The sequence below is a fragment of the Bacillus cereus group sp. BfR-BA-01355 genome, from assembly GCF_022663675.1.
Taxonomy (GTDB): Bacteria; Bacillota; Bacilli; order Bacillales; family Bacillaceae_G; genus Bacillus_A; species Bacillus_A thuringiensis_S.
Window position 1 is genome coordinate 1 of the sequence record NZ_JAKUFY010000060.1, and the last position, 26,003, is coordinate 26,003.

The window sequence follows — 26,003 nt, forward strand, 5'->3', positions numbered from 1 at the left end:
GGACCTTCCGGAGCGGGTTTCCAAAGTACTACCACCTTCAGTCTAGCAGCGGCTCCCAACTATAAAAAAGGACAAGTTGTCACTTATACGGGCAGCGGCTATGTTGTAAAAAAAGATGCACCTCAAGGGTTTCCTAATATATCTCCAGATTATATCGTATTAGTAGAAAGTGGACCTACCGGTAGTACCGGACCTTCCGGCATCACTGGCCCTACGGGGAACACCGGACCTACTGGCATTACTGGGCCTACGGGGAACACTGGACCTTCCGGCATCACTGGGCCTACAGGGAACACCGGACCTACTGGCATTACTGGGCCTACGGGGAACACCGGGCCTACCGGCATCACTGGGCCTACGGGGAACACCGGACCTACTGGCATTACTGGGCCTACGGGATCTGCCGATAGCGCTTCAGCAAAAAGTATTGTTTTTCAAGGAACAAATGCTGGTTTTCAACGTATAGCGGGTTCTCCTGGAATTGACTCCAATGTTATTCCATATGTCACTGCTGGAGCCGGTAGTATTGTCGGCTTTTCTGCGTCTATAAATATAAATAATTTACCTGCTGCTATTTATACGATTAATATTTGCAGAAATGTCCCAACAAATCTCACAACCCCTTCTTCTAGCTACATCCTATCTACTATTACCTTAACTACTACTGACAAAATTACCGGAACTATGGTATTTTCCATTAAACCAACGGATAGCGGAGCAGGACAAATTCAAGTATTTAATCCTTCTCCGGCAGTAGGTCCCGCTAATGTAACTTGGACTAGCATTACAACTGGAAACCCAGTTGCAAGAGGAGATGCTATATCCCTTTATATTACCCCTGGAATTACTGCAAGTGCTGTATATTCTGTTTTTCTAATTACTAACATATAGCAATTCATTTCATAAAAAAAGACCCGAGATTCGGGTCAACAAATAGAAATATAAATGAACTACAACAAATAACAGACAAAGCCATTATATATTTTTCGTAGTAAAACATCCATTAATTTCTTTTTACACTATCAATATATTATTTTTCGTTATCGTCCTCTTTTTTAGAACGTCTACCTAAGAAGAACACAAGAACTAATAATATAATTACCAGTAGTACTCCGCCGATAATGTAATATAGCGTGTAGTCTTTTTTCGCTTCTACCGCTGTATCATTTAACTTATCGGCTGTCTTTCCTTCAATTGTAAATTTCTTCGTCCATTCCCACTTTTGATCGCCATCAGTGGCTTTCACTTCTACTCGGTACATTCCTGGATCAAACGCTTTGTTTTCCCAGCTAATAGCGTAATCAAAGTTTGAGTTTGGCGCCATTCTTAAATTTTCTTTTTTCGCTTCAAATAAAACGTCTGTACCTTTTTCTTTATATACCTTTGCATCAACACTTAAATTTTTTAACATTGCTGGCTTTACGTTTTGTAAATTTGCAGTAACAACGTTACGCCCGTTAATTTGTGTTGGCTTTACTTCGTTTAATTTCATGTCTGGTTTTACTTCAGCATCCGTCTCTTTTAAAACAACGCCAATTGCGTATGCATATTTATTTTCAATTTGCACACCTTCATCTTTTTTCTTTGCATTCTCATCTTCTTTTTCTTTAAAGTATAAACCACCTAAAATAACACCATCAAACGACTCACTTGGCATTTCAAAGTTTATATCAACTGTCACTATGCTGTTAGCTGGGACTTTCGTTTCTTTTGGCATTTTAGCAATTTTAGAAAACGGATATTTCAAAGTAGAATCCGTTTTTGGTTCTACTGTACTATAATCTGTAATACCATTGCTATTCGTAATTGCTGTATTAGCAAACGATTCTACCACAACTTCTTTATTCGTATCATTTTTCATTTGGACTTGAATTGTTTGCTTTTGTCCAGGTTGCATTTTCAAATCAAAATACGTTTGATTTTTATCAATTTGATTTTCTGGTATAACTGCTGTCACAGCGAATTTCATTTCAGCCGCATATACTGAAAAAGCGTTTACCATGAAGAATGTAATTAATAGTAAGCTAGTAAATAGTTTTTTTACCATCTCTTATGTAGTCCCCTTCATATCCATTTTATAGACAAGAAAGAGATAAGGTTAAAGCCATTCCCTTATCTCTTCTCATTTTCCTCTTTTATCTTAAAATTCCTCTTACTTACATAGGAGCGTCTGTTAGTTCCCAAGTTAGTGAAGTTGTGTATTGTGTTTGTTCTTTTTTCGTTTTACCTGGTACAGATAACTCTACGCTTTGTTTCGCTTCTGTTGCATCTTTACCAAACGTATTTACCCATGTACCCATACCTTGGTTTTCTTTTGCATCGATTAAATCAGATGCTGCACCACTTGGATTTAATGTGATAGATTGTTCTGCTGTTGGTGCGTCGCTACCTGCATTTGATTTCAAAGCTGAATTTTTTAATGTTAATGCCGCACCATCCAACGCTTTATCATCTGCAGTTTTGAATTGACCATTTTGTTTTACTGTTAAATGCCATCCAGCATTTGTACCACGATTATCTGTTACTTGAACGTAGTTCGGCACGTCAATTACAGAACCGTCTACTTTTTTCTTTACTTTATCTAATTCTGCAAAGTAGATTTCGTTATTCCCTGATGCTTTTTGTGTTTTAAAGTTGAAGTTAGATACATAATCAATACTTAGTGGACCATCTGTACCTTTTTTATCTGGATCAACTGGATCTACAGTTTCATCTGGATTCTCTGGATTAACAACATCAATTTTATCTGTATTTTTCTCGAATTTAATGAATGCTTTTGAGTCTACTTTCCCGCCATCTTTCTCAGCTGCAAATGCAGACGTCCCTACTGATACTGATGATAATGTTACCGCTCCAATTAATGCTATTTTTGCTAGTTTCATAGTTTTATACCCCTTTATAATCATTTTTTAAAATTCAGTCATTCTTAATTTTCAATCTTGTATAAGCTTAGTTTGGTGTATCTTCTAAAGTCCAAGTTAACTCAGCTGAATATTTCGCACCTTTTTCTTTCGCCGTCGTACCTGGTACGAATAAGCTCACACTCTGTTTACCTTGTTCTGTTCCTTTACCAAATGCAGTCGTCCAATCACCCATACCTTTATTCTTTGCGGCAGTAGTAATTTCCACCGCATCTCCACCTGGAGCTAGCGTTACTTTATTTTTAAATGTTGTAGGTGCATATTGTGCATCAGTTACAGAATTTACAGCTGGGTTACTTAAGCTTAAAGCTGCATTTGTTAACTCACTATTACCACTTTTAAATTGTGCATTTTGCTTTACTTTCAATTTCCATCCTGCATTTGTACCACGGTTATCTGTTACAGATACGAAGTTAGGTACTTCAACTGTTTTGCTCCCTTGTTTCACTTTATCCAATTTTGCAAAGTACGTTTGATCATTACCAGAGATAACTTGCTCGCCGAAGTGTAAGTTAGAAACGTAGTTAATACTTAATGGACCTTTTGTTCCTATTTCATGGTCACCAGGGTTCTCTGGTGTAACTTTTTCATTTGGATTTTCTGGATTGTTTGGATCTGTTGTGCTTGTATCTTCAATAAACGTTACATCGGTTTTTGATTTCATATTTGCTTTCTCTTCCGCAAATGCTGAAGTTCCTACTGCTGCAACTGATGTTAATGATACTGCACCGATTAATGCTAATTTTGCTAGTTTCATATGTACCTTCCCCTTTTCTCTGTTTTCATCTATTTTTTATTTTGAATACACTTGCTTTCCCCTAATTCTTTTGAATACATATAGAGATAAAACAATCGAAAACAATCCTATATATTGTTTGAAGTCCCGTGTCTGGCCTCCTGTTTTCGGTAAATATTTATCTCCATTTTTATTTTTATCAACTGTCTCTTTTTTTGTATTTATCTTTGTCGGATCAGTTGATGTATTTGGTGTATAGCTATTCGAAAATGTAATACCCGCTTTTGAATTCGTACTTGTAGCCGTTACTACATTTGCCATAAGAAACGGCACACATATAACTGTGGAAACGATAATACCAACTATTTTTTTCATTACTCTCTCCTTTCTAAAATTTATATATTTCATATATTTTTAGAGAGGAGCATCGGTTAATGTCCATTCTAGCTGTCCAGCATATTTTGTATTTGCTTTGACATTCGGCCCTGGTTTTACTTGTAAATGAATTCCCTCGTTTTCCTTCCAATTTAATGAAACCTCCTCGTCGTTTTTAGAAGTATACGAGAATGCTTCTATACTAGAATTACTTAAAGGTGTATCCTTTCCATTTCGTTTGTAAATCAATGCTCCCGTCAATGTGTCATTTTGCGCTGAAGTTAATGGGGTAATTTCCTTTACATATACACTCCATTTTTGCTTTTTAACACGATTATCGGTTACCTTTAAAGAATTTGAAATCGCCTTCGGTGTGTATGTCGTTGTTTTCGATGGAATTGTTACATCTCCAAAGGTAATTTCTTTTGGTACGTCTACTAACTTTAAAGTCCCATCAACGACAGTAACCGGTACTTGAATCTCCGCTTGTACACCTTGCTTCGTTTCAATTACAACCGTTACAGTATGATTCCCTATTGTTTTTGTATCCGGAATATTGATTAACTTCATTACTGATATTGGTTTATCTACATCCAAATTCGTATCTACAGATAAATCTGTCACAAATTTAGAAATATCCATTTTTGTTAAATCTGTTCCTTGCACTACTTTTTGTGGGACTGGTTTCCCAGTCGGAATACCTTTATACCTTATTTTTGCGATTCCATCTCGATTACTATCTTGCCCATTCTTATCGTCATCTAAATAGTTTTTAGCTGACACCGGTATTTCAAGATAACCATCTTTATAATATTTCATTACATCAGCACCTTTTACAGGAGAACCTGTAATTGTCATCTCGTAAATTTTCCCGTTGAATTCTTCTGTTTTTAGCGCATTTGCTTTCGCAACCGCAGTGACCTTATTGTTTTTCCTGCTAATATCAAAGAAGCTACTTACATCATCTCCACTTTCCACATCTTGAATGGAAACATCATTCACAGTAAAATCCTTATTCACTTCACTTTCTAATACAAAAGATTTCGCATAGTGAATATCTTTCGATTGAGCAGGCATATTTTGATATACCTTATAAGAAAGTTGACGGGAATTATCTTCCACGATATCTCCTATTACACTTGGAGCTGGAATTTCAATTTGTGCAATCGCTAATTGGTCGTATGATACATTAACACCTGAAGCATTTAATCTAACTTCTAGCGGTAATTCTGTTAAATTATCAAATGTAATTGTCATATCTGCTTCTGGAGTAGCTACTGGGCCTGCTGTTCCAGAAAACTCTATTTTATTATTCCCTTTGTCTTGATACCTAATTGAACTCGTATCATACACGTATAAATTCGTTAAATGACTACCATCATTACGTAACGTTACATTTTTATAACTATTTATCCTTTTGAAATTCCACATTGCCGTTAATGGTACTTTTTTACTTGTTCCGTGTTCATAAAATTCAAAGGAAGCATTATAAGTTTGTCCTGACCTTCCGTTCCCATATAATTGTAAAAAGTTTTTTGCATCACCTTTAGTTATTGGTGTTTTAACATCTACAGATGAAGCTGTCATAGAGTGAATATTAATACGGACATCAATCCATTTCCCTTGATATTCACCAGCTTTTTTTACTAATACGTACTGTTCTCTATTTGAATTTCTAAATGTATATTGACTTTGACCAGTTCTGTCATTGCTACTACCCTTTACCTCATATGTTACTTGTGGGCTCCAAACAAATCTAAAAGCATATTTACCCGGGATAGAAGGCCCTTCACCTGTTCTATTATTTATTACCTTTACATTTGGATATCTAAGAATACTTGTAACAGGACTAGCAGCTAGTAGAGATTGGCTCTTTAATACCTTCTCAGCTTGAATAGCAGGTAATTCCTGATTATTTTCGTTTACCTTATTGCTCTCTTTTAATTCATTTTCCTTTGATACGAGTTCTTCATTAACCTTTTCTTTCTCTAAAGTATTCGTTTCTTTTGGAACTTCAGCATTAGTAGGCTTTATTTCTTGTTTTTTATTTTCTTCCGATACTTTTACTTTTTCATTTTTTTCTTTTTTCACAACTTCCTCTGAAGCCTTTGGATTTTCATCAGAAATAGCTACATTTAAAGCCTCTTTTTTCTCTACAACATGTAGAGAAGGAGATTCAATTTTCTTTTCATTCCCTTCAAACTTCACTATCGGTTCAAATTTGTACTCTCCAGCTTTTTTCATTTGAATGACTACATATACGTCACCGATAGAATTACTTTGTTCATTCTTTTCAATTTTTACAATGTGATCTTCTGTTACTGAAATGTTTTGAATCGCTTTATTATTTTCATTCATTTTTTTCGTTTCTTCTTCATTAAAGAGCTGCTCATTAGATAATTTCAGCTCGATATTAGCATCTTGTTTATTTGTATTTGTAATCTTTAATACTACATTTTCATCAACTTTTATTTCTTGTTTATCCATATGAACGATAAAACGTCCTTGCTCGTCATTTGTAACCGCATAAACTTTCGTTGCAGAGTAGTCTAGCACACCAACTTGTGTAAATAATATTCCTCCAGCGAGAAGTATACGCCCAAATTTCCCTATTTGATTTTGCAATGTACTTCCCTCCCTCGCTTTTTATGTACCGAATATTCCGAATATTAAATGTATTAATCGACTAAATTTACAATCATAATGTGTATTCTGAAAAAATAAAAAGCCTGGTTGCCTTTTCGATTTTCATATATCACAACATGTGTGAAAATCCAAACTGCAACCAGACTATCATAGTAATTTTCATTACCTTAGACTCTTAGCTTTGCGACCTATTCTTTCGAACAGTGTGCCCATTTATTTTTTTTTGAGAAAACAAAAAGTCCAGTTGCCTCTTCGATTTTCATACATACAACTATGTGTGAAAATCCAAACTGCAACCAGACTATCATAGTAATTTTCATTACTTTAGACTCTTAGCTTTGCGACCTATCCTTTCGAATAGTGTGCCAAATATAGGAATTTATTTATCGTGTTTTGAATATACCATTAAAACCCAAAAAAGAAAATAGTTTTTTTAGAAAAAAATAATTAATTTTTATAGTCTAAATTCCCCCCGGAAAATCCATAATGAAAACTTTCAAAAAACATTTTGATATTAAAAACACATCATACATTCTTTATAGATAAAGTGAAACTTTGATCAGCCCTCACCAATCGGGCTGCCCGGCAAATAGCGGGATAAAATAAAAAAACATCACTTCCAAATAAGTGATGTTTTTTGTAGTTAATGCAGTGGTAACATAACCTCAACCGTCGTTCCAACCCCAACTTCACTTTCAAAACTCATTTTACCGTTGTGGTCTTTAATAATTTTTTCTGTAACTACTAAACCTAGACCAGTTCCTGTTTCTTTCGTTGTATAAAAGGCTTCGTTTAACTTTGGAATTTTATCTTTCGGAATGCCGCATCCCTCATCTTTCACTTGAACGATGATTCCTTCTTTTACAGTAACTTTAATCGTAATTGTTCCGCCAACTGACATTGCTTCAATTGCATTTTTAATTAAATTAAAAAAGACCTGTTTTAATCGTTTTTCATCACATGTAATTGATGGTAAGTCTTTACTGTAAATACCTTGTATGTGGACTCCTTGTTTTAAAGCAGGCTTTTCCATAACTCGAATAACATAAGAGATAATTTCTTGTATGTTATGAGTTTCTGATTCTAGTGATTTAGATTTCTCAAATCCACTAAGTTCTGTAGCAATTATATGAATCCGATCTACTTCTTGTTTCATAATATCACTATAAATTTTATCCTCTGGATGCTTGTCTGCTTGTTTATTCACAAGTTTTTTTAAGTTTGCTAAAGGTCTTCTAATCTTATAACCAATAACCGTTGCCATCTTTCCAACAGCTGCTAGTTTTTCTGTTTGTTTTATTTCTTTGTCCATCATCTCAAGCGTACGAACGTAAGACTGAACCCTCAAAAATATAATCCAACATATAATAGTAAATACACTATATAATGCCATTGGGATTAAAACGAGAGAAGATTGAATAATGATTCCTGTAAAAGCGTACTTCCCGACAAGTATCGCTGGAACTAACCAGAAATATCTTTTATTCACAAAGATTGGTGCAAACAAAATAAAAAATACTTCTACTATATTTCCACCGTCAAATTCCGCATCGCTACCATAATAAATCATAATGTTGTGGATACAATCTAATACATTATAGCCAATTAGAATAATATACTTTACCGCAAAAACATTCTTCCATTTCATAAAGTATATTCCAATGCAAAACAATACTACCATCAAAAAGTAAAGCCATAAACCTAAACCATCTTCAAACTTTCCTACGCCTTCTTGCTCTCCCGCGATCAAAGGTACGATAAATTCATAGGCAAGATCATACACAAAAAATATAATAAAAAATAAACTTAAAAATACTTTCAACGCCTTTATTTCTTCATTTTTAAATATATAGCCTTTATTCATATGGTAACTCCTAGCTTTTCTTCCACTTGAATTTCAGTATTTCCACACTTCCTTGGCAGAATAATGTCTATTCTCGTTCCAGTATTTCTTTCACTTGAAATATGTAACTCACCAAGGTGCTCGGCGACAATTCGATTCGCTACTGTAAGACCCAGACCAATTTTATCTTGTTTCGTTGTATAAAAGGCCTCTGTAACACGGGCTAAGTTTTCTTGCTTAATACCATGACCATTATCAATTAAGCTGATCATCACATACTCTTTCCCTTTATTTTCTAACCGTAAATGTAATATGCCACCTTGCTCCATTGCTTCTAAAGCATTTTTTATCGTATATAGAAAGACTCCTCTTATTCTTCGTTCATCACATTCAACTTCTATTGTTTGTTCTCCCACATTAGAAATAAGCTGCACATTTAATTCATTCATTTTTTCGCGAAGAGTTGTTGTTGCTTGTAATACAATTTTACCTAGATCATGTTTCTTATAAATAGAAGGCTTGCATGTAGCAACTTCCATCAACTCACTTATCATATTATTCATATTTTCTATTTCAAAGATCATACGTTTATAAACAGGATCCTCTTCATGCTTCTCTCTTTGTAATTGCGTAAATCCTTTTAATGAAGCGAGTGGATTTTTAATTTCATGTCCAACCGTCGCTGCCATTTTTCCGATTACTGCTAATTTTTGTGATTCACTAGCAATCGCAATACTTTCCTTTACAGCTGAAAGATATTGTAAAAATCGGTTTAAAATGATATATGCAGCTATTAACATAAGTGTACACATAATAAGGAACATAAATGCTTTTATTTCCTCTAATACAAATAAATAAATTAAATATTTTCCTACAATAGAAGAAAGTAAGATTACATAAAATTTTTTATTTAAAAATATGGGTACAAAGAAAATGAGAATAATTTCTATTATATTTGTCGCATCAAACGCCGCCTTATTATAAAAAATATACGAAAATATATTAGCGATTTCTATCCCTATGTATGCAAATATCCATGCATATTTAACAAGGTTTGCCTTCTCTTTTTTCATTAAATATATATTCACGCACAGTATTGCTACTCCGCAAATAACTTGCCATACTACGTTGTATCCCTTATCCATTATTGATTTATTGTCTAATACAATTGCATAGAAAATTTGATATACAATAACAATAACATATAACACCCATAAAAGGATTTTTGCATTCCTTTCTTCTTCTTTATATGATAGAAAACTTTCTTTCACTTCAACACCCCTTCAAAATAATATCTCGAAGAATACCATTTATTATAATAAATGATTTTCATAGACAAACAAAGATAAATCGCACATTTGAGGAAAATCATCCCAACGATGCAACATCTTCATGCTATATACAAGCATAAAAACCATAAACAATAATACGTATATTATGGGAGGTGTTTTTATGGACGGCAAAAAAAATAAAAAGATAGAACAACTCCAATCTTTCACGCGTGAAAATGAAGGAAAGGAGATGACAACAAATACAGGTGTTAAAATTTCAAATGATGAAAACTCTTTAACAGCTGGAGATCGTGGCCCTACCCTTCTAGAAGATTTCCTTATGCGAGAAAAACTTTCTCACTTTGACCGTGAACGAATTCCAGAACGAGTCGTTCACGCACGAGGATACGGAGCACATGGCATTTTTGAGTTATATGAATCTTTAGAAGAGCTAACAATGGCCCATTTTCTACAAGACCCTTCAAAAAAAACACCGCTTTTCATTCGTTTCTCTGAAGTAGCTGGATCAAAAGGAGCAAATGAAACGAATCGAGATGTAAGAGGATTCGCCGTTAAATTTTATACAGAAGAAGGAAATTTTGATTTAGTAGGAAACAATATTCCCATTTTCTTTATTCAAGATGGCATTAAATTCCCTGATCTTATTCACGCCCTTAAACCAGAGCCGCATAATGAAATTCCACAGGGACAAACAGCACATGATACTTTTTGGGACTTCATCGCCAATAATCAAGAATCAGCTGCAATGATGATGTGGATTATGTCCGATCGTACAATTCCAAGAAGCTTTCGAATGATGCAAGGATTTGGCGTTCATACATTTCGTTTCGTTAATAAAAATGGAAAGTCACGATTCGTGAAATTCCACTGGAAGCCAAAGCTCGGCGTTCATTCGTTAATTTGGGATGAAGCACAAAAACTAGGTGGTGCTGATCCAGATTACCATCGCCGTGATTTGTGGGAAAATATTAATGCTGGAAACTATCCTGAGTACGAACTTGGCATTCAAATTTTAGAAGAAGAGGACGAATTTAAATACGGCTTCGATATATTAGATGCAACGAAAATTTGGCCTGAAGAAGATTTTCCCGTTAAAATCATTGGGAAAATGACCTTAAATCGCAATGTAGATAATGTATTCGCTGAAACTGAACAAGTGGCACTACACCCTGGAAGTATCATTCGTGGTATTGACTTTACCAATGACCCTCTCTTACAAGGTAGACTCTTTTCTTATACAGACACACAATTAGCACGCGTTGGTACAAATTATCAAGAACTACCGATTAACCGTCCAATATGCCCATTTCATAACAATCAAAGAGATGGTGCGTCTAAATATATAATCGACAAAGGAAACGTTGCCTACCATAACAATTCCTTAGCAAATAATTCTCCTTATACTGTACCTGGGACAAAAGGGGGGTTCGTTACATATCCTTCTACTGTATCTGGTCATAAAACAAGGGAAACTGCTGCTAGCTTCAAAGACCACTTCTCTCAAGCTCGTTTATTTTGGAATAGTATGAGTCACGTCGAAAAAATCCATATTATACAAGCTTTCTCCTTTGAATTAGGAAAAGTCAAAAGTAAATCTGTCCACCAACAAGTCGTTGATATGATTGGACATATTAGTACAGAATTGGCTACTTTAGTTGCAGAAGCTCTCGGAGCAAAAGTCCCAAATGTGCAAGAATCCAACGTTACAAAATCATCTCCAGCACTCAGTATGGCAAATACGACCTTTAGTCCTAATACATTACGAGTAGGTGTCATTGTTGCAAATGGATATGATGGGCCAAGCGCACAATATATAATAAATCAGTTCAAACAAGTAGGTCTTCAACCAGTGATCGTTTCCGAACGATTAGGCATAGTGCAGGGAACGTCAAATGGACATTGGGAAGTAAATGATACTTTCTTAACAGGCTCACCACTCCTTTATGATGGATTACTTCTTATCGGCGGAAAGATGGATGATCATTTTCTTAACAAAGCAAGTTCCTTTGTCGTAGAATCATATAATCACTTTAAGCCGATTGGCTCCTTCCAAAACGGCTCTTCTATTATTCAATCTTTAAATATAGAAGGAAAGCCTGGTGTTTTAATAGAACAAGACCCTACGCGACTAGCAAATGAATTTATTAAAGCTATGACAAAACAACGCTTTTGGGATAGAGCATATTCATAAAATAGGGGGACATTTATGTTTGTTACTGTCGAGAAAGATGTGCATATTTTTGTGCAAGACGTTAATCCTGGTCCAGGTAGTAAGACTGTTTTCTTCGTTCACGGATGGCCTTTAAATCATCAAATGTATCAATATCAACTCAATGTTTTACCAGAGCATGGCTTTCGCTGTATCGCCATGGATATACGAGGGAATGGGCAATCTGATAAGCCATGGACTGGTTACACGTATGATCGATTAGCCGATGATATCGCAATTGTTCTAGAAGCACTCCAAGTAGAGAACGCTACATTAGTCGGTTTCTCAGTTGGTGGTGCTCTTTCTATTCGCTATATGTCTCGCTATAATGGGCGCCGCATTTCTAAGCTCGCATTAATTGACGCTGTCTCCCCCTCTTTCGTTAAAAATCAAGAGTCCCCTTACGGTGTACCGAAAGAACAAGCAGATGCTCTCATTAATCAAATGTATGCTAATTTACCAAAATTTTTAAATGATGTATCTTTATCCTTTTTCAATAGAAACTTAGGAGCTGCAACCCTTGAATGGTTTTCTTATCTCGGTATGCAGTCCGCTTCTTATGCCCTTATCAAAATTTTACAAGCAGCTGCAAATGAAGATGTAACGAAAGATTTAAATAAAATTAACGTCCCAACAAAAATCTTCCACGGCGTTCACGACCAACTAATTCCTTACAAAAGTGCTGAGCTTACGCAACAACGAATTAAAAATTCTCAGTTACATGCTCTTACAAATAGTGGCCATGGTTCACCAATCGATCAAGCGGATGAATTAAATAAAGAACTGATAAAATTTTTACATGCATAACAACTGCAATACAAGATTGAAAGTTAACATAATCGATTTTTTACAAAACATAAAATTCACACATTTCTCACAAATATACAAATAAAACGATTACATTTTCATATATACTAAATGTACAAGTAATACTCCCTAAACCCAGCTTGTCTGGTTACCCCGTTAAATACTATGAAAAAAGAACTTGTATCGTTATACAAGTTCTTTTTGTTTCTTTTATTAAAAGAGGATTTCTTTGCTATATTGATTTCCAACGAGTAAATCATATTGAAGCATTTTATATTGCTCTAACATTTCTTTTTGTTTCTTTGTTAAATCATTGATTACTTCCCCATTTTTATCAACTTTTAATTCATCTCTAAGCACTGGTATTTCCTTGTAAAGTCCCGATAAAAATTGATAAAATGAGGATTTATTTAATCCTGCATAATCAAAAATAAGATTAGAAAAATGAATTGGGCTTACTAAACCTAAATTATCATTTGGCATATCAAAGTTTGCATACATTAATAGCGGCGTTTGCGCCATTGCTAAACGTTCACTCGGTGTTTTTTCATTCGTTATATACCCATTTTCTTTATAAAAAGATTTATTTGTTCCTAATGATGGAAGGTGATCTCCAAAGAATACTAATAATGTAGGTCTATCTAAATTATCTAGTTGCTCTATTAAATATTGAAGAGCCTCATCTGAACGTCTTAACCCTTCTGTATACGTCTCTAATTCTCCCTTTGATTCTTCATTTTCTAGCCCGCTAATTTCTATTAGATTTTCACCAAATCGGCCCTCTGTAAATGGAAAATGATTTTGCATCGTAACTGCATGAATAAATGTAGGTTGTTTTTGTTTCTCTAACTCAGCAATTATCTCTTCACTCATCGCTAAATCACTAATATAATCTCCATCAATATCCACATTTTCCATCGTGTCCTCTGCATTAAACTTATCAAATCCTAACACCTTATATACATCATCACGTTTAAAGAATGTGCGTCCAAATGAATGAATTGCACTTGTGTAATAGCCTTCTTTTTTCAAAGCCGTCGGGATTGATGGAATTTCTTTCTTATTTGTAATAACCTGCTGATATGGTATAGAACCTGGCTTTAACAAACTCATTGAATAACTCGTTAATGCCTCAAATTCAACGTTCGCCGTATTTCCCCCAAATGTAGGAGAAATAGTTTGTCCACCAGGAAAGTTTTCTATATAATGATGTAAATTTGGTACAGGATCTTCACTAAAAGAAAGGTTGGTTACTTTCGTCGGATCCCAAAACGATTCACTCATTACAAAAATAATATTCGGTTTCTCTTTTTTCTTTTCGTTCCCTATATTTCCACTATATTGTTTTTTTATATCGTTTGCTATTTGAAGCATATTTTCTTTAGAATAATTTTTTGGTTTTTCCATAACTGTTGTATCTAAATTGCTAATAAACCCCAGTACAAAACCATTTGAAGCATAGTTCTCATTTTGATTCCACAAAACAAAATCTACACCTGATTTTTGAAATACTTTATTCATAAATGTATTCGCAAAATTACCGTACGCATATAGAACAAAAATAGATCCTACTACTAATAAGGCTCTTATTCCTAGATGAATCTTTACATTTTGAATATACCTTCTCATATATATCCCTGCTACAATACAAGCCACGATACTTACGATAATGATTAAAATATAACTCCAGCTAAAATAGTCCATCACCATCGGTATAACAGATTGCATATGCGTAATTTGTGTGAAATCAGAAGGATATAACGGATCCCCTCTGAAAATAAGCTTCAAATAATTCACAATACCTAAAATGACTAACGTACAGCTAGATAAAACCATACTTAGAAAAACCTTACCTATTAAATTATATACAAGAATATATATTGCATAAATTACTACAAAACTTAATATAAACTGCATATTATAAATGTAAATCCAATTCATTGTCTCTATGAAACTCATATTAACTTGCATTACAATATAAAATAATGCTACTGCATGAGCTAGCAAAAATAATATAAAATGCACTCGCAGGGATACCCTAGGTATAGACATCTCTTTTTTATTGAAATGCGTAATATAAAATGTTATGCCCCATATGAAAATCATCATAACACTTAAAACAAGCTTTTGATTTAAATGATCTTTCATCATGTCTAAATTAAAAACCTTTAAAATCATAAACAGCATAGTTATTACTAATAAAGTCACCATACTACTTATAATGCTAGAAATTAATATACTTCTTTTCGGAAGATGAAAAAGTGTAGAACCATACTTCAATTCATTCCCTCGTTTCTATGTCTTAATTTCCCCCGCATCGAAAGAACTATTTCTATTAAAATAACATATATTACATATTTCGTCTGTATACTTGCTTCTATTATAAATGTATTGTCTTAATATTCCCTTAATCAACAGTTAAATTGTGACATACAAATTACTCATTCTTGAAAAACTTAATTTTGATATTCTACTTTATGATATAATAACTATGTTTTGGAAATCCTTAATACTATTAAAGATTTCACATAAAAATACGAAAGAATTAATAAAAAAGGAGTTGCTCATTTTTGCTTACTAAGTTTAAGAGTTTGCCTAAAGCGGTATATGCAATTTTGGCGCTTTCTTTCCTGTTGCACGTTTTTTGTTTAGTAAAACAGCCAGGATTAGATGGAGAGTTAGTCAAAGTAACATATGGTGCAAATGATGCCTTTAACTATTCGTTAACAGCTGAACAACTATTAAAACATGGTGTATTTGGTTATGTGTATTTAGAACCTAGTGAAGTTCCAGGGAAAAATGCATATATCACACCAGGTCAGCCATTACTATTAGCTGGCGCTATGATTATTTCTGATATTACATCAATTCCTTACTATTACGTAGCAACTGTTATTAACATGATCATGAACCTTTGCACAGTGCTATTAGTATTCTTAATAGGAAAAGAATTGTTCGAAAAAAACATTTATGGAATTGTTGCAAGTATTTTATATGCTATTTATCCAAGTAACTATACATACTTCCGTACATTGCTAACAGAAGTTCCATCCATATTCTTATTGGCATTATGTGTATATGTATTTGTTCTCGCATGGAAATACAATAAAACGAAATTCCATATATGGTTTGGAATTGTCGTTTCAATTTTACTTATGTTCCGTCCAAATCCAGCTCCAATGATGCTCATTCCTGTTCTTGTTGTGTTATTTACATATGGATTTAAAGACTCCATTCGAATCGGATTGTTATGGTTTATCGGACCGTTCTTGATTATTGGCGCATGGGTTGTTCGTAACTATTTAGCGCTCAACCAATTTATTTTATTCTCAACCCAAGGTGCAGATCCACTGATTGCCGGTGCAGATCCATTCAATAAAATTGGCTATGAAAATATAGTAAATGAAATGAGAGCTAAAGGCTTAGATGACAAAGGTGCATACGCAAAGGAATTAATCAAGAATGGATTTAAGACGGACTTCACTTATTGGTTCTCTTGGTTCACTGTCGGTAAAACAATTGAGTTATTCAAAACAGCTCCTGCTGTAGACCAATACCGTATTCATAATTTTATGCAACTATGTCATAGAGTGTTTATCATTGGTACATTCTTGAGCAGCTTCTGCCTCATGCTAAATTCATTTAAACATAAACGCGTTATGATGCTAGTAGCAAGTTCTATTATTTACATTATCTTCTCAAACTTATTCTTAGCAATTAACCGCTACGGATTTTTCATTAATCCTCTTATGTGCTTAATTCTTGCATACGGATTAATTCACATTGCGCAGAAGCTTCCATTCTTCCGCACTAACCAAGCATAATAAGAAAGAGGTCGGCCATCTGTGGCCGACCTCTTTCTTATTACCCAACACTTTGCACACGGCCCATTTGTCCATTCTGTAATCGCACTTTAATTCCATATGTATGTGTTTCTGTATTTATCAAAATATCTTTCACAACACCACTCACTGTTTTACTATAATCATTATCTAATTGGATAACTACATGTGAACCAACTGAAATTTGTGATCGTGTTGGTTTCCCGCCCGTTGTTTGTTTTGTATTTTCTTGCTTTTGTGTTCTCTCTTGTTGTACAGGTTGTTGCTGAGCTTTCTGTTGCTCTTGTTTTCGTCGCTCTTCTTGCTTACGCTTTTCTTCCTCTGCTTTTTGCTGTTCTTCTTGCTTACGTTTTTCTTCCTCTGCCACTTTTTTATCTTCTTCTATTTTTTGCTCATCTGTTGTTGCTTTTACTTTTTCTTCCTCACCTTTTACAAGCACTTAAAGCAATTACATATAAGCCCATAAGTACAGAAAATAATACTTTTTTTTACATGAAAAAATCATCCTATATATATTACAAATTAATAACTTTCATAGCATAACAAAAGTATATATATTCTTTTGTCAAAATTCGTCTTATATATTCATTTTATTATATTAAAATAAAACTTATACTTAGAAAGACAAGATTTATGATATGAATACATGAAAAAATTCATATTCCAAAATCATTTTTACAAGTGCTACTTTACGTATAAATACAAGTTTTTAACAACTATTACTATAACGAAAAGAACCTGCCACAAGACAGGTTCTTTTCGTTATTTTATGATAAAAGAGAAAATGATTAGCATGTGTATTATATAAAAGGAAGCAGCCATATTTTCCATACGATACATACGAGTACTATAACTACAAAATCAAAAAAATCTAATCTCGGACCTTTTTTCATATTCATATGTAGCCACATATGAAACCATTTTATTTTCATATATTTATGAATGTTTTTCTTGGCAAATCGGTAAATAAGCATTTGCATGATAAAAAATCCGGCCACAAAAATAAATAATAAGATGAGAAATCCAATCACAAAATTCCTCCTATTTTTGTAGCGTTTTTTCTACTATCCGATTTTTCAAAACCCACTCTTCAAACTGGGCACTTCCAAATTCCCAGCTAAGATCGCGAGCATGTACAGAAAAAACGTAATGACCAGCATATTCGTCCATAAACCTCCCTAACTCTACATCGTCTTTCTGAATACCGTATACTCCAAAATTAAAATACACATCCCATACGTCTTCATTCTTCCTCTTATAAGCAATCGATTCCATGTCGCATTCTGTCCCAAAATAATCAAGATGTAAATGTACGCTATCATCGTATTCGTACTCCATTTTATCACCCCTTATATTTGTACTTCTTTACCATCCAAAAAATTCCTGCTATCTACACTCACATATAGGCACTTACCTACATATCATGCTTGTAGAGTGACTTCTAGGAGGTGTTATATAGTGAAAAAATTAATCGCGATTTTTTGCATCATGTTACTAGCTGTTTTTACTTTTGCTGCTTGTAGTAATAAAAAAGAAGGTACGAAAGAACAAACTCAAAACATTCGTGTCGGCGAAGTTACCCATTCTCTCTTCTACGCCCCGTTATATGTCGGGATTGAAAAAGGATTTTTTAAAGATGAAGGACTAGATATTGACCTACAAACAACAGCCGGTGGCGATAAAACGATGACCGCCCTATTATCTGGCGGAATTGATATTGCTCTCGTCGGTTCTGAAACGTCTATTTACGTTCATCAACAAGGAGCGAAAGACCCTATCATTAACTTTGCACAGCTTACACAAACAGATGGGACATTTTTAGTTTCACGTAAAAAACTAGACTCTTTTAATTGGAATGACGTAAAAGGTGTTACATTTTTAGGACAGCGTAAAGGCGGCATGCCGCAAATGGTTGGGGAATACGTTTTAAAGAAAAATGGCATTGATCCTCATAAAGATACAAACTTAATTCAAAATATCGAGTTTGCTAATATTGCAAATGCCTTCGCATCTGGTACTGGAGAGTTTGTGCAGCTCTTTGAACCGACTGCAAGTATACTTGAGAAAGAAGGTAAAGGTTATATCGTCGCTTCATTCGGAAATGAATCTGGTACTGTTCCTTATACAACGTTCATGGCAAAAGAAAGTTTCTTAAAGAAAGATAAAGCTGCTGCTGAAAAGTTCACACGTGCGCTCTATAAAGCACAGCAATGGGTTGATACACATAGCCCAGAAGAGATTGCTGATGCTGTTTCTCCGCTATTTAAAGACACTTCAAAAGACATAACAATACAAGTAATTGAACGGTATAAAAAACAGCATTCTTATGCGACAAATCCACTACTAGATGCGGAAGAATGGAAACAGCTCCAAACTATTATGAAAGACGCTGGCGAATTACAAAAAGAAGTTCCACATGAAGCGCTCGTCAATACAAAAATTGCCGAAAGCGTTATTAAGAAATAGAGGCGAAGTGTATGAGTTTTTTACAAATACGTAACGTTTCTCACTGCTTTTTTGCAAAAGAGAATGCCAAACTTATTCTCGAAGATATGAGCTTACAAGTGGAAGAAGGCGAATTTATTTCTATACTCGGTCCAAGTGGTTGTGGTAAAACAACACTCCTCTCAATCATTGCTGGGCTACTTGATCCAATTGACGGTATCGTCTTTTTAGATGGTGAACCGATTACAACGAAAACTTCATCTATGGGATATATGTTGCAACAAGATTACTTATTCCCTTGGAAAACGATTGAAGAAAATATTATGCTTGGACTTCATATTCGAAAGATTTATGATGAACAGATGAAAGAACATACTTTAAATCTTTTAAAACAAGTCGGTCTACATGGGGTAGAAGGACAATATCCTCGTGAACTATCCGGCGGTATGCGTCAACGTGCCGCTCTCGTTCGAACATTAGCGACTGATCCAAAAATTTTATTACTAGATGAACCATTCTCCGCACTCGATTATCAAACGAAATTAAAACTAGAAGAACTCGTTTTCAACTTGCTAAATAAATATAAGAAAACATCACTACTTGTTACTCACGATATTGAAGAAGCGATCGCGATGAGTGATCGTATTTATTTACTGCAAGCGAATCCTGGAAAAATCGCAAAAACCTTTATCGTCCCGGAAAGTATCCGTTCTTTATCACCGTTAGAAGCACGCCATCACTACGATTTCCCAGCCCTCTTTCAAGATATATGGAAGGAGCTGGAACGACTTGGATAATATAAAACAACTACATGAACAGTTTCGAAAGAAAGAACGTAGGCGTGCTTGGATTGCTCGCTCTCTACAACTTTTACTACTTATTCTTTTCTTTGCACTATGGGAAATATCTAGCAAAAGAGAATGGATTGATCCTTTACTCTTTAGCTCTCCTTCAAGTATTTGGGATCTCTTCTTAACGAAATGGATCGACGGTTCACTTTGGGTCCACATATGGACGACATTGCTGGAAACGGGAGTAGGCTTCATTCTCGGAACAGTACTTGGTGCTATTATTGCAACGTTTCTTTGGTGGATGCCACTTCTAGCCCGCGTACTTGATCCTTATCTCGTCGTCCTAAATGCAATGCCAAAAGTTGCACTCGGTCCAATCATCATCGTTATTTTCGGTCCAAACATTTCATCTTCTATCGCAATGGGAGTAATCATTTCCATCATCATTACCATTCTCGTTATTTACAGTGCGTTTCAAGAAGTCGATTCTAACTATATAAAAGTGATGGACACATTTGGCGCAAATAAATGGCAATGTTATAAGCAAGTCGTTCTCCCTGCATCCTTTCCAGCAATTATCTCAACGTTAAAAGTAAACGTTGGTTTATCCTGGGTCGGTGTTATTTTCGGAGAACTTCTCGTTTCCAAACAAGGACTTGGCTACTTAATTAGCTACGGATTCCAAGTCTTTAACTTCACACTCGTCTTACTTAGCGTACTACTCACATGTGTTCTTGCAACTCTTATGTATGTATTTGTCGAGGCATTTGAAAAAATTCTAATTGGAAAAAGAAAAAGAAGCTGACTCAAAACAGTGCGCTATAGTCAGCTTCTTTCTTTTACCTTTTATCACACATTTTCGTTTCATTTGTAATGTTTCCATCCGCAACCGTAACTGTATGAAAACAGTCTTTCACACGTACTGTAACGACATTATCTTTTCGATCTATCACATGATAATCATTAAACTTTTCATTCAAAGCACTACGAATTTGCTCCCCTTCAAAAATCGGAAAACCGTGAGACATTACCCAAATGAGACCAGCAACAGCAAGAATCGTTTTCATACGTTTCATTACCTCCTCGAGAGTAAACTTATAGTCCCTACAACACGCGCATTATAATTGTGTCTAAATTGTGACATTTTTATACTAATTCTATTTTATACCGCCAGTTCCTTCTTCTTTTCGATAAAAATACAGAATTTTCAATTTTATCAACATGAAAAAACGTAAAGAATTAAAAATTCTTCACGCTTTACTTTAACGAAACTATATCGAACGCATAACTCACATTAGTCTCCACTTTGTTGTTCTATCGTTTTCGAAACATCATATAATCCTGACAGCACTTCCGCTCTCATTTTTACAAGCTCAGGGAACTGATGGAAGAAAGCAATTTTCTTATATTTTAACTCTGTTCCTTCTTTCACTTTTTTTGAATCTTGTAAAATGAACGCTGTAAATGTATCTGCGATATCTTCCGTTACATTTGTTGTTCCATACAGCGATACAAACTCATCATGCTTTTCTTTATAAAATTTAATTTGTGCCTCTTCACTTTCTTCTACTTGCTTTTCTGTCCACTCTTGTTCAATTGGTTTCCAAAATTCATTATAAAATTGGTTAATATACGAAGTTTTTCTCGCACATCCATTTTTCAAGAACACCGTTTTACATTTATTTCGATATGATGAAATGTCTTTCTCTTCATCAAACGCCTCTAAATATTTCCTATCCACTGGTACTTGTTTATGCCCAATCGTTAATACGTGAGCCGTTTCATGAATTAATGTTTTCATCACTTCATCTATATTCACCCCAGAATCGAGCACGTCTAAACTAAGCAACCAATCTCTCGGGTCATCCATACTTGGCATGACATGAGCAACAACGCCATCATAACCATCCGTTATTAGATCAAACCCTGTTATATTCTCACGATATTTCACTGGAATGAGAGTGCGATACATGTCCCATAAAGTTTCATGATACTCTCTATCTTGCCGCTGGCTTAACAAATCATCTTTTGCTACTTCGTCATCTGCAAAAGCTTTATTCAATCTCTTACGATCCAATTTCTCAAAATAAGGATCTACAATTTCATCATCATCGATATAATAAGAAGCTAAAAAGAAATAATTGTCATCCTCTTCTTTTTTCTGTTCCGCCTCTTTCATATTCATACTTTCATACTCTTCTATGTCATAATCCTCTACTTTTTCAAGTTCTGAAAGTCCCTCTATCTTTTTATATACTTTTTGTAATGTTTTATCTCCTATTTGCGTGCACTCTTCTTCTGTTTTACAAATTTCTTTTTCTTTCGTAACCTCAATAGCACTATCGCATCCTGCAACTAAACTGCTTGCTATCATACAACACATTAACTTGCCATACAGTTTCTTCATACAATCCCCCATTATTCCATTCTACAAAATATCATAATCATTTTTTTGTGAATATGCGATAATTAATTATAAAAACTGCAAGGAGGTTTCCCATGATTCGTGCAATCTTATTCGACTTAGATGGCACACTATTAGATCGGCGCCAATCTTTAGAACAATTTATTTGTGACCAATATAATCGCTTCGCCTCACATTTGATGGGCATAGAAAAATCCGAGTATTGTTCTCGATTTCTTGAACTTGATAATAATGGCTATACGTGGAAGGGTAAAGTGTATGCTACTCTCCTTTCCGAATACAACATTACTACTTTAACGCAAGAGCAACTGCTACACGACTATATTACAAACTTCCAACATCATTGTATTTCTTTCAAAAACACGCATGAACTACTTCAACAGTTAAAACAGCGAAACATTAAAATTGGTATTATCACAAATGGTTTTACTGAATTTCAGATGAGCAACCTTCGAGCACTACATATACATACGTATACAAACACCATTCTCGTTTCAGAAACTGAAGGAATTAAAAAACCTCACCCTGAAATTTTCGAACGTGCTTTGCAAAGACTAGATGTTAAGGCAGAAGAATGTCTTTATGTTGGAGATCATCCAGAAAACGATGTGCTTGGTTCTGAACAAGTAGGGATTCTTGGTGTTTGGAAAAAAGATTCGTTTTGGGGTGATTTTAAGCATTCACGTATCGTAGATGATTTATTAGAGGTTCTTTCATTTTTAGAGGTAGAGATAAAAATACAATAATAGCAAATAAATTATATCAGCGATTTACCAACAAAAAGTGACCATAATAAGAGGAGGCCGTTGCTCAAAAACGCCTCCTCTTTCTTTATTCATATACTGTAAACTGTGGTTTACTCGGATGATCTTTTACTAGCGCATCATCTGGAAACTTTGAAACTTTTTGATATAAGGCAATGTCACCGATACAACCTGCTGTTAGTAGAATTCCTAAAAATGAGAGTGGCTCCAGATTCATAGCTAATCCCAATACAATTGGCAAAATTCCAGTTGGTAAAAACGGAAGCATTAACACTTTCTTCATTTGCTTTACTGTAACCGCCTGTTTAGAATGAGCATATGCAACACCTAATTTCCAATTAACGCCCCATTTTAGTTCACTCCACGGAATACCTCCGATATAGCGAAATCCTATTAAATGTATCGCTTCATGAATACAGACGAGAACAATCATTGCAATAATAAACAGAAACATCGTTAATAATGTAACTTCAACTTGAACCCCACCTGAAAGAAATATATGCAAATAACCTATTCCAAACGACAAAGCAATTATTATAAAAAATAAAGAAAAGTTTAATTTAACCATCGAAACAGTAACAGTCGTTTCTTTTCTTTTATCCATCTTCCCCCTCCTAAAATGTAAGTATACCTTCGCAAAATTGTATAATATACCCAAAAATAACATAAAGATATATTTACATTTATTATTACATACAAAAAAAGAAACCGGCTACTTTACTTCGTAAAACAGCCGATTTCTTCTATATGTTTCATCGTACGCGCTAATACGTCATCGCGCATTATAAAGCTAAATTTTCTGTTCGTTTTAATGTTGTCAGGAATGTCTTTTAATAAAACAGACCCTTTCGTTTCTTCGTAATGCGTATGTTCTTCTACCGCACTAATTGTTGCAAAATAAATGTTTTTAATGATTATTTTGTCTTTTCCAGATACTTTATATTGTCCTAAGTAAGTTAAATCAGAAACTATGCCGCCAGTTTCTTCATGAACCTCTCGAACTGCCGCTTCTTCCGGTGTTTCCCCTAGTTCTACTTTACCACCTGGAAATTCAAGACCACGACGTAAATGATGTGTTAATAACCATTGATCCCCGTACCGGCATACAACCCAAACATGCTTTGGCTCAGGAGAAAATGGATAACGTTCAAACGATAATTGTACAGTGTTGTGGTAATAATCTTTAAATTTGTACATGCCATTACTCCCCTATTGATGGTTACAAGTTTTTCCTACCACAAATTGTAGCATATTCTCGCTTTTCTGCATAATATTATCCAATTACAATCCATTGATTATTCCCATTTGCGCGACTAATTCTTTCGTCTCATGATTTCCTAAATCGTAAATCATTTTATATGCTTTTTGTAGTTGTTCATCATATCGGTCATTATTTGAATCGTGATGATACTCAACAAATGGAACGTGGGAGCGTACAAATGAACCTAAATCTTCTACATATGCTTGATCGAAGTGCTCTCTTAATTCCGTAATTTCCTCATCATTTGCATAAATTTCAAAATTATACGTATCCGCCGTCTTCACTTGTGAAATTTGACCATTTCCTATTGATATATAATATGTTTTTTTCGTTTCCATGTAACACCCTTCTTTCATCCTTTTATTTTCTATTGTTTTCATCAATTACAAAATTATGTAAAATAAAGAAAAGGAGGGGTTTTATGTTCAAAATATTAATTATCGGTATTATCATCGTCCTAATCATCCTCGTACTCTCCATCATGACAATTAATAAAGGCTATGCTTATAAACATTACGTCGATAAACTAGAAGATAATCCTTATACAAAAAAGAATAAGGAGAATTCCTAATATGCTTCGTATACTCCGCATCACAATCGCACTCACTGTGTTCGTTATGTCGGCAATTGGATTATATACAGGTCAAAATAATTTTCTACCTCTTTCACAATTTCTATTAGGGGCTTTAATGTTTCTCATCGCATTTGAACAAATAAAGAAAAAGGAGGCAGCAACTGGGCTTATTTGTATTATTTCCGGTGCTTTCATTTGGATTGTTCTCATCATTAGCTATATAAAATAAAAGGAGGTACATGCATGCTAAAAGGAGTACGGATTACTTTATCACTTATTGCTTTATGTATAGCAATCTATAGTTTCTTTACTAGTAATAGAGAAATTATGCCTTATATGTTCATCTTTTTAGGGATGATGGCTTTCGTTATTAGTATAGAGGAAATCTTAAAGCAGCAAAAAGGTGGTAGTATACTTGCTCTGTTAGCAGGAGCTGGTGCTTTATTTCTTGGCTTCTCAGAAATATTTCGATAAATAGTCCCTTTAAAGGAGGTATACAATGCTAACTGGATTACGCTATTTTTTCATGCTTCTCACACTCTCTCTTTGCACTTATTCTCTTGCTACCGACAACTTCACACTTCTCCCATACATGCAATTTGCTCTCAGTTGTTTCTTTATTCTTCTAGGAATTAATGAACTGAAATCCGGAAGAAAATCAATGGGTATCTCGCATTTTTTCGTTTCTAGTCTTATGCTCTTCATTGTAATATCGAACTACTTTCACTAAAGATAACATGTAATTTCCAATCACCTACTGACCATTACCTCTCACTAATTTGGATTTTTTAAACAGTTAATAAATTGGAGGATACTATGCTAACAAACCTTCGAATCTTACTATCTGCTATTGCTTTTATTCTTGCTTTTTTTAGTCTTTTTACACGAATTTCTATTCTTTTCTCTTATGTATTTATCCTTTTAAGCATCACATTTATTCTTTCGGGAGTTGCTGAAATACAACAAAAGCAAAAATCGAAAGCTATCTTTTGTTTTATAGTTGGGATAATCACTTTCTTCGTTGGGATTTCTGACATACTTCCATAAAAAAGAAGAGCTTGTGTGCTCTTCT

General features: G+C 34.5%; 27 protein-coding genes, 1 pseudogene and 2 riboswitches. Of the genes and pseudogenes, 12 read left to right on the plus strand and 16 right to left on the minus strand.

The annotated features are described in order from the left end of the window. Positions 1–891: collagen-like protein (locus tag MR167_RS19080; protein WP_242315256.1), on the plus strand; the 891-nt coding region annotated here is incomplete at its 5' end. 139 nt (positions 892–1,030) lie between these two features. On the opposite strand, the gene MR167_RS19085 is transcribed toward MR167_RS19080, so the two are convergent. The 7 genes from MR167_RS19085 to MR167_RS19115 all read right to left on the minus strand — a co-directional run bounded on the left by MR167_RS19085 (position 1,031) and on the right by MR167_RS19115 (position 9,792). Then, entirely contained in the window at positions 1,031–2,047 is a 1,017-nt protein-coding gene (locus MR167_RS19085; RefSeq protein WP_242315257.1) for a WxLIP family cell surface protein, read from the minus strand. Between the two features lie 109 nt (positions 2,048–2,156). Next, a complete protein-coding gene (locus tag MR167_RS19090) occupies positions 2,157–2,882 on the minus strand; it encodes a WxL domain-containing protein (protein ID WP_098902460.1) in 726 nt (241 codons plus the stop codon). Positions 2,883–2,949: 67 nt separating this feature from the next. Continuing rightward, on the minus strand, positions 2,950–3,678 hold the full coding sequence (locus MR167_RS19095) for a WxL domain-containing protein (protein ID WP_000761532.1): 729 nt from the start codon (positions 3,676–3,678) through the stop codon (positions 2,950–2,952). 36 nt (positions 3,679–3,714) lie between these two features. After that, positions 3,715–4,032: an EF2685/EF0750 family sortase-dependent surface protein gene (locus tag MR167_RS19100; protein ID WP_000724871.1), complete on the minus strand. Its 318-nt coding sequence runs from the start codon at positions 4,030–4,032 to the stop codon at positions 3,715–3,717. Positions 4,033–4,071: 39 nt separating this feature from the next. Further along, positions 4,072–6,657 carry a WxL domain-containing protein gene (locus MR167_RS19105; RefSeq protein ID WP_098506037.1) on the minus strand — a complete coding sequence of 862 codons (2,586 nt, stop codon included), beginning with the start codon at positions 6,655–6,657 and terminating at the stop codon, positions 4,072–4,074. 152 nt (positions 6,658–6,809) lie between these two features. Continuing rightward, a riboswitch (cyclic di-GMP riboswitch) is annotated at positions 6,810–6,898 on the minus strand. 68 nt (positions 6,899–6,966) lie between these two features. Beyond that, positions 6,967–7,055, minus strand: a riboswitch (cyclic di-GMP riboswitch). A 266-nt stretch (positions 7,056–7,321) separates the two neighbouring features. Then, positions 7,322–8,542 (minus strand): ATP-binding protein, encoded by a 1,221-nt coding sequence (locus MR167_RS19110; protein ID WP_001032631.1) that lies wholly within the window; start codon positions 8,540–8,542, stop codon positions 7,322–7,324. After that, positions 8,539–9,792, minus strand: a complete 1,254-nt coding sequence (locus tag MR167_RS19115) for an ATP-binding protein (RefSeq protein WP_098902458.1) — start codon at positions 9,790–9,792, stop codon at positions 8,539–8,541. The genes MR167_RS19110 and MR167_RS19115 overlap by 4 nt, the downstream gene beginning before the upstream one ends. A 181-nt stretch (positions 9,793–9,973) precedes the next feature. Here MR167_RS19115 and MR167_RS19120 point away from each other — a divergent pair, with 181 nt between their 5' ends. Further along, on the plus strand, positions 9,974–12,004 hold the full coding sequence (locus MR167_RS19120; protein ID WP_098902457.1) for a catalase: 2,031 nt from the start codon (positions 9,974–9,976) through the stop codon (positions 12,002–12,004). A 15-nt stretch (positions 12,005–12,019) separates the two neighbouring features. Beyond that, on the plus strand, positions 12,020–12,829 hold the full coding sequence (locus MR167_RS19125; RefSeq protein ID WP_000498278.1) for an alpha/beta fold hydrolase: 810 nt from the start codon (positions 12,020–12,022) through the stop codon (positions 12,827–12,829). A 213-nt stretch (positions 12,830–13,042) separates the two neighbouring features. Here MR167_RS19125 and MR167_RS19130 read toward each other — a convergent pair whose 3' ends face one another. After that, entirely contained in the window at positions 13,043–15,109 is a 2,067-nt protein-coding gene (locus tag MR167_RS19130; RefSeq protein ID WP_086390926.1) for an LTA synthase family protein, read from the minus strand. Between the two features lie 290 nt (positions 15,110–15,399). Between MR167_RS19130 and MR167_RS19135 the strand changes: the two genes are divergently transcribed. Continuing rightward, entirely contained in the window at positions 15,400–16,653 is a 1,254-nt protein-coding gene (locus MR167_RS19135; RefSeq protein WP_000956215.1) for a glycosyltransferase family 39 protein, read from the plus strand. 40 nt (positions 16,654–16,693) lie between these two features. Here the strand turns inward: MR167_RS19135 and MR167_RS19140 are convergent. The 3 genes and pseudogenes from MR167_RS19140 to MR167_RS19150 all read right to left on the minus strand — a co-directional run bounded on the left by MR167_RS19140 (position 16,694) and on the right by MR167_RS19150 (position 18,009). Further along, positions 16,694–17,135, minus strand: a pseudogene (locus tag MR167_RS19140) (DUF2196 domain-containing protein). 336 nt (positions 17,136–17,471) lie between these two features. Continuing rightward, positions 17,472–17,702 carry a hypothetical protein gene (locus MR167_RS19145; protein WP_000578979.1) on the minus strand — a complete coding sequence of 77 codons (231 nt, stop codon included), beginning with the start codon at positions 17,700–17,702 and terminating at the stop codon, positions 17,472–17,474. Positions 17,703–17,712: 10 nt separating this feature from the next. Continuing rightward, a complete protein-coding gene (locus MR167_RS19150) occupies positions 17,713–18,009 on the minus strand; it encodes a DUF3986 family protein (RefSeq protein WP_000455579.1) in 297 nt (98 codons plus the stop codon). 120 nt (positions 18,010–18,129) lie between these two features. Between MR167_RS19150 and MR167_RS19155 the strand changes: the two genes are divergently transcribed. Genes MR167_RS19155 through MR167_RS19165 form a run of 3 tightly spaced genes read left to right on the plus strand, consistent with a single transcriptional unit; the run spans position 18,130 to position 20,712 of the window. After that, complete coding sequence (locus MR167_RS19155) at positions 18,130–19,137, plus strand: ABC transporter substrate-binding protein (RefSeq protein WP_000733138.1); 1,008 nt, start codon at positions 18,130–18,132, stop codon at positions 19,135–19,137. An 11-nt stretch (positions 19,138–19,148) separates the two neighbouring features. Continuing rightward, positions 19,149–19,913 carry an ABC transporter ATP-binding protein gene (locus MR167_RS19160; RefSeq protein WP_000009025.1) on the plus strand — a complete coding sequence of 255 codons (765 nt, stop codon included), beginning with the start codon at positions 19,149–19,151 and terminating at the stop codon, positions 19,911–19,913. Beyond that, a complete protein-coding gene (locus MR167_RS19165) occupies positions 19,906–20,712 on the plus strand; it encodes an ABC transporter permease (RefSeq protein WP_000368777.1) in 807 nt (268 codons plus the stop codon). The genes MR167_RS19160 and MR167_RS19165 overlap by 8 nt, the downstream gene beginning before the upstream one ends. 34 nt (positions 20,713–20,746) lie before the next feature. Here the strand turns inward: MR167_RS19165 and MR167_RS19170 are convergent, their stop codons facing one another. Together MR167_RS19170 and MR167_RS19175 are read right to left on the minus strand one after the other, a co-directional pair. Beyond that, positions 20,747–20,974, minus strand: coding sequence for a hypothetical protein (locus MR167_RS19170; RefSeq protein WP_000849112.1), 228 nt, complete (start codon positions 20,972–20,974; stop codon positions 20,747–20,749). 227 nt (positions 20,975–21,201) lie between these two features. Next, the gene (locus MR167_RS19175; protein ID WP_000737816.1) at positions 21,202–22,314 is read right to left on the minus strand and encodes a hypothetical protein; all 1,113 of its coding nucleotides are present in this window, start codon (positions 22,312–22,314) and stop codon (positions 21,202–21,204) included. A gap of 92 nt (positions 22,315–22,406) precedes the next feature. Between MR167_RS19175 and MR167_RS19180 the strand changes: the two genes are divergently transcribed. Then, positions 22,407–23,078 carry an HAD family hydrolase gene (locus MR167_RS19180; protein ID WP_000617247.1) on the plus strand — a complete coding sequence of 224 codons (672 nt, stop codon included), beginning with the start codon at positions 22,407–22,409 and terminating at the stop codon, positions 23,076–23,078. Between the two features lie 85 nt (positions 23,079–23,163). Here MR167_RS19180 and MR167_RS19185 read toward each other — a convergent pair whose 3' ends face one another. From MR167_RS19185 to MR167_RS19195, 3 genes are all read right to left on the minus strand, one after another. Next, the gene (locus tag MR167_RS19185; protein ID WP_000361285.1) at positions 23,164–23,700 is read right to left on the minus strand and encodes a DUF3267 domain-containing protein; all 537 of its coding nucleotides are present in this window, start codon (positions 23,698–23,700) and stop codon (positions 23,164–23,166) included. 113 nt (positions 23,701–23,813) lie between these two features. Beyond that, positions 23,814–24,293, minus strand: coding sequence for an antimutator 8-oxo-(dGTP/GTP)ase (gene mutTA / locus MR167_RS19190; RefSeq protein WP_000276385.1), 480 nt, complete (start codon positions 24,291–24,293; stop codon positions 23,814–23,816). An 84-nt stretch (positions 24,294–24,377) separates the two neighbouring features. Next, positions 24,378–24,695 carry a hypothetical protein gene (locus MR167_RS19195; RefSeq protein WP_000448411.1) on the minus strand — a complete coding sequence of 106 codons (318 nt, stop codon included), beginning with the start codon at positions 24,693–24,695 and terminating at the stop codon, positions 24,378–24,380. An 83-nt stretch (positions 24,696–24,778) separates the two neighbouring features. Here MR167_RS19195 and ytzI point away from each other — a divergent pair, with 83 nt between their 5' ends. The 4 genes from ytzI to MR167_RS19215 all read left to right on the plus strand — a co-directional run bounded on the left by ytzI (position 24,779) and on the right by MR167_RS19215 (position 25,978). Next, positions 24,779–24,928, plus strand: a complete 150-nt coding sequence (gene ytzI, locus MR167_RS19200) for a YtzI protein (protein WP_000472793.1) — start codon at positions 24,779–24,781, stop codon at positions 24,926–24,928. A gap of 1 nt (position 24,929) precedes the next feature. Then, complete coding sequence (locus MR167_RS19205; protein WP_000944462.1) at positions 24,930–25,160, plus strand: DUF3953 domain-containing protein; 231 nt, start codon at positions 24,930–24,932, stop codon at positions 25,158–25,160. 14 nt (positions 25,161–25,174) lie between these two features. After that, positions 25,175–25,405: a DUF3953 domain-containing protein gene (locus MR167_RS19210; protein WP_000912056.1), complete on the plus strand. Its 231-nt coding sequence runs from the start codon at positions 25,175–25,177 to the stop codon at positions 25,403–25,405. A 342-nt stretch (positions 25,406–25,747) separates the two neighbouring features. Beyond that, a complete protein-coding gene (locus MR167_RS19215) occupies positions 25,748–25,978 on the plus strand; it encodes a DUF3953 domain-containing protein (RefSeq protein ID WP_000957185.1) in 231 nt (76 codons plus the stop codon). The last annotated feature ends 25 nt before the right edge of the window (positions 25,979–26,003 follow it).